The 5,312-nt window shown below is 49.2% G+C and carries 2 protein-coding genes; both read right to left on the bottom strand.

Annotated features, from left to right (window positions below):
- Positions 1 to 30 precede the first annotated feature (30 nt).
- Entirely contained in the window at positions 31 to 1,737 is a 1,707-nt protein-coding gene (locus JX312_RS08825) for a RagB/SusD family nutrient uptake outer membrane protein (protein WP_204457743.1), read from the bottom strand.
- Between the two features lie 2 nt (positions 1,738 to 1,739).
- Positions 1,740 to 5,063: a TonB-dependent receptor gene (locus JX312_RS08820; RefSeq protein WP_239653871.1), complete on the bottom strand. Its 3,324-nt coding sequence runs from the start codon at positions 5,061 to 5,063 to the stop codon at positions 1,740 to 1,742.
- Between the last annotated feature and the right edge of the window lie 249 nt (positions 5,064 to 5,312).

Below are 5,312 nucleotides of genomic sequence, written 5' to 3'. Positions count from 1 at the left end.
AAGATAATTCATTCTGTATATTTTTTAGTTTCAATAATTGTCGTTCTGCCCCAGATAAGGATTTGTTATCACCTCCCGTGAAGGAATAGGCCAAAGATAATTCTTGGATGCGTCAAACTGACGGCGGGTTATGATCTTGCACAATCCCTTATTATAAATCTGGGAGAAATCAGCGCAACCGTTTTCATCAATCTGAGGCTTCTCCGGCCAGAACCATAGGTTCTTGTCAACAAGCTTCGAAACGAGCGCATCCTTGTCGAGCAATCCGTAGTCAGGAGTGTTGAGCACCTTCTCTGCGATTCGCCAACGGATTAAATCCATCCTGCGCAACCCTTCGTATGCGAATTCCATCCTGCGCTCAACACGGACAATACTGCGCAAGGCATCGCGGTCTTTCGTAACGACTTTCGGATAGGCACTCCCGTTACGGTAATCAGCCTTGTAAGCACGCGCGCGAACCATATTTATTGCATCAAGGACACTGTTGTCTATCTTCCCGGCTTCGATCATTGCCTCGGCATATGTCAGTAAAACCTCGGCATACCTTACGAACACGCGGTCGTAAGCAACCTTCCAGCTACCGCCGTTTATATAAGACTCATCCACACCTTTCTTAAGCAGCAACCCGTTGTATGAAGCATACTGACTTCCCGACTTGCAATCGAGATTGGTTATATTCTTGCCACTGATAGAACTGTAAACTTCAGTCACATTCGGATTGGGATCATAAATGACACCGCAATGCTGCGTGCCGAATTCCACAACCGTGTAGGCACAACGCGGGTCGCGGTTCTCAAAAGGTTTCTGTGGATTAAAACGTGGAGATTCGTCTATCGGCAGGCCGTCAGTGCAGAGGAATGACGCGAACAGATCCCAGGAGGGGTATTCCGAACCATATCCACCCCTGTTCCTTGGGCAAAGACCCTGTATATAGCCCTCACTTTCCGTGTGTATACCGAGTTCAAGAGAATAAGGCCATGAAAGGAGATTCTCCTTGGCGTGATGGGTCGATGACAGGAACAATTCCCCGAAATCGGGATAAAGCTCATTGCAACCAAGGTCCATACAATCCTTCGCTGCCTTGGCGGCAATATCCCAATCTTCGTTGTATAACGCATAACGGGCCTTGAGGGCAAGTGCCGCCGACTTTGTGGCAAGTTCCTGCCGCGTGCCGTAGCTGAGAGGAAGGGCAGCTGCCGCGCGGTCATAATCCGCGTAAACCTTTTCCATAACTTCCTCGCGGTCGGTGCGTCCCATGGTGAAAGCATCGTCAATCGATATCTCTCTGTCAACCCACACAACATCTCCGAAACATGAAGTGAGTATTCCGTATTGTGTGGCACGCACGAACAGCACTTGCGCCCTGTAAAGTTCGGCTTTCTCTTCATTTATCCCTATCTCGGATGGAGAAGCCAATTTGTTGAGCAGGATATTGCATCTCGCGATTGATTTATAGGCATTCTGCCAACGGTTCTTCACATCCCAGGATTCACCGTTAAGAGTGGCTGCCGTAAAATCGTTGAGACGGTCACGGCTCTGATGGTTGTCAGTCCAGCTATCGCCGTCAATCGGGAAGAACTCAACCCTGTAAAGTCCGGCAATGGAAGCCTTCACCTCCTCTTCGGTCTTATACCATGAGTCGCTCGAACCTGTGTCGAGGGGATATAAATCAAGATCCGCACATGAACTCAGGGATAAGGTAAGAGTCAGGAACAAAATAGAATATAATGTTTTCATGATTAAAATGTGATGTTAACGCCGCAGATAAAAGATTTTGTAATCGGATAACTTGTAGAGCCATACCCCTCGTAATCCCAACCTCTCGGATAATTGGTGATGCAGAAGAGGTCGTTGGCGGCAACGTAGAAACGCAATGCCTGCACGAAGAAGTGTTTGGTGACACTCTGAGGCAGTGTATACCCCAAAGATATGTTCTTCAATCTCAGATAATGACTCTTGAAAAGCCAGAAATCGGACATTGCATAGTTATATGACGACTGCGTGGAGGTGAGACGCGGATATTCCGCACGCAGATTCTCTTCGGGGGTGTTGTAATTGCTCCAGTAGCGGCCGTCGATAAGTTTGGGGATATTGCCGAAATTATCACGCAGCGGCTGAACCATGGTGGCGGTCTTGCGTTTAAGCTGGCTGCCGACACCCTGGAAAGCTACGCTTAGGTCAAAGCCGCGCCATGAGCCGTTCAATGTCAGTCCATATTGCCAGCGGGGCTGAGAGTTGCCAAGGAACACACGGTCTTTGTCGGGAGAGACAGGGGTCTTGTCGTTCGGATCCGCTTTCAGATATTTGATGTCGCCGGGGCGCACACTGCTGTTCATGACAGGATAATTGTTGATTTCTTCCTGTGTCTGGAAGATACCGTCACTCCGGTAGCCATACCACTCGTTAAAGTAGCTGCCCATGGTCTTTATCTGATCGCCGAGGAACTGGTTACCGCCGAGATAACCCATCTTTGAAGTGTAGTCGCTAAGGTTGGCAGCAACTGAATAGCTGAAATCTGCAACGCGGTCACGCCATCTCAATTCAACCTCGAAACCGGTGGTGCGCATCTTGCCGGTGTTCTGCTGGGGATTGTCATACCCGATGTAGTCAGGGATGTCGATATCGAGGATCATATCCTTGGTGATCTTGTAATAGTAATCCGCGGTCACGTTGAGACGGCTGTCAAAGAAAGCTAAGTCAAGACCTACACCGAATGTCTTCGTGGTTTCCCAGGAAATGTCGCGGATCGCATACTGCCATTGGGCGGCCGTGATAGATGTCACACCCTTGTTACCTTCCCAGAACAGCGCGTTCGTATAGTTCAGCAACGGAAGATACGGATAATTGCCGACACGGTCGTTACCTAAAAGACCGTAAGAAGCCCTTACCTTAAGGAAGCTCAGCCAAGGCTCGAGCTCAAGTTTGCGGAACCAGGGTTCGCTGGTCACTACCCAACCTGCAGAAACTGACGGGAACCAGCCTGCTCGATATTTCTTGTCGAAGCGCGAAGAGCGGTCGCACCGTATGTTTGCCTGCAGCAGATAGCGTCCCTGATAGTTATACATGGCGCGTCCGAACACTGAACGGTAAGCTGTATGCGAGGCATTTCCACCGTTCGTCTGATAGTCGTCGTTTCCACGGTCCAGATAAGGAAACTCAGTCAGAGCGAAATTGTCGCGTGCCGCCCATATGGATTCCGTTTCAAATGAATTGTCTTCATAACCTACCAACGCGCTCACCGAATGATCGCCGAAGGTGTTGTCGTAATTGGCGAGGAATTGCTTGGTGAGGCTGAAGCTCTTCCCTCTCGACTCCGAAAGATATGTGCTGGCATAACCGTTGATGGCACCTATCAGGTTGTCGGGATCGTCAGCGCTGAAATATTCTATGCGTTTGCGGAAATGCTTCCCGCTCCAGTCATTCCATATGGGAGAAACTATTGCCGATAGTTTCAGCCCCTTCACCGGAGTGATGTATACCGCAGCTTTGCCGCCAACCTGGTTATAGTGATTTTTGGTCGTGCCTCCGTAATTAAGGGCGGCATATGGGTTGTCGCCGGATTTACCGTCGGCAATACGTCCGTCTTCCCACATGGCGGCATACACCGGAGGCATGAGGTAGCAGGCGTTCATAGGGTCGTAATTGGGATTGGTGGATGTGCTCCGCTTCACGTTAACATCTATCGCAGCCTGGATGTATTTATTGATTGTGATGTCATTGTTCATTCTGACCGTAAAGCGGTTATAATCTTTATCTGCATAAAGTCCGTCGTTCATGTCATATCCGATGGAAGCCGTGGTGCGTATCACGCTCGTACCTCCGGAAATACGGAAATTATGCGACTGACGGTTGGAATGACCTTTCAGAAGCAGTCCCCTCCAGTCGGTGTCGGGATAACCGTTTGGATTCTGTGCGTGCAGTGTGGCGTAATTGTTGATAACCGCCGGTATGTAGGTGGGAAAATGGTCGGGGCCGTTACCGGCATCGTTCCACCGTAACTCGTTTGTCATGGCCATAAAACGCGTCACGTCCACATAGTCCGGTTGAGTTGTCGGTTTCTCATAACCGTATTCATAAGAATATTGCAGCGACACCTTACCGTCCGAAGCACGCTTCGTCGTTATAAGGATTACACCGGCAGCAGCGCGTGAACCGTATATCGCGGCGGATGCGGCATCCTTCAGAACTGTTATATCCTTAACGTCCTGCGGGTTGATGTCGTTGATATTGTCAGCCGGCACACCGTCTACGATTATCAACGGGTTGCTGTCGCCGATTGTGGTGATACCGCGTATCTTTATGTCCGCGCCGGCACTCGGGTCGCTTCCCGAACGCGTCACCTGCACACCTGACAACGCTCCCTGAAGCGCGGAGGAAAGCATCGACACCTTGCGGTCCGTAACCGCGTCTCCGTTGATAGAGCTGACAGCACCGGTAAGATCCTTTTTCTTCATGGTGCCGTAACCGACAACCACGACCTCACCCAACAACGTTTCGGATTCCTCAAGAACCACGTCAATCTTGTTGTCAGAGCCAACCTTCACCTCTTTGGGAGAGAAACCGATATAGGTGAATACAAGCACATCACCCTTGGAGGCATCAATCGTATAATCACCGTCAAGACCGGCGACAGCCCTCGCTTTCTTACCTTTGACGGCGATGGTGGCCCCGATCAGAGGCTCTGCATTCTTATCACTGATGATACCCGTGACCTTCATTGGCACCGACTTTTTGGGCTGAGCTTTGCCACCGGACTTAAGGATAACATACTTGTCATCGATTTCATAGCTGATACCCCTGCCTGCAAAAAGCTTATTGAGGGCACTCTCGAGAGGAGCGTCCACAACCTTCAGACTTACCTTCGCATTGAAATCGGTGATATTCTTATTATATACAAAATGGCATCCGCTTTGCTTCTCTATCAGTTCAAGCAATTTTGGCATCGGGATACCTGTCTCGTTCAGCGTCACCCGCATATCTTTCCGGGCTTCCGCAGAAAGTGGAAAACACACCGCCGTCAAAAATACGAGCAACAAGCCCGCACAATGAAACAATCTGTTCATGATGATGCATTTCCTGAATAGGAATTGAATTTTTCGCATTGGTTTGTTCAATTAAGGAAAACTTTTTTTACTTCTGCTTATAAGGCGACTTTCCCGCCCGCACACACATGTCTTCGCCATCTTTTTTAAGAAACTGTAATATTTACATCCTCAATTCCCATTTATCGGACTTAGAGCTTGTTTAAAAATAAAAGTGAATTTGGGGACTTAGGCTTGGAGCAGGTTTCTTCTTGAGGTGAAGGAGCATAG

The sequence above is a fragment of the Barnesiella sp. CU968 genome, assembly GCF_905219685.1.
GTDB classification, from domain to species: domain Bacteria; phylum Bacteroidota; class Bacteroidia; order Bacteroidales; family Muribaculaceae; genus Lepagella; species Lepagella muris_A.
Note: the sequence above shows the minus strand (reverse complement) of the source record. Positions and strands in the feature narration are given on the sequence as shown.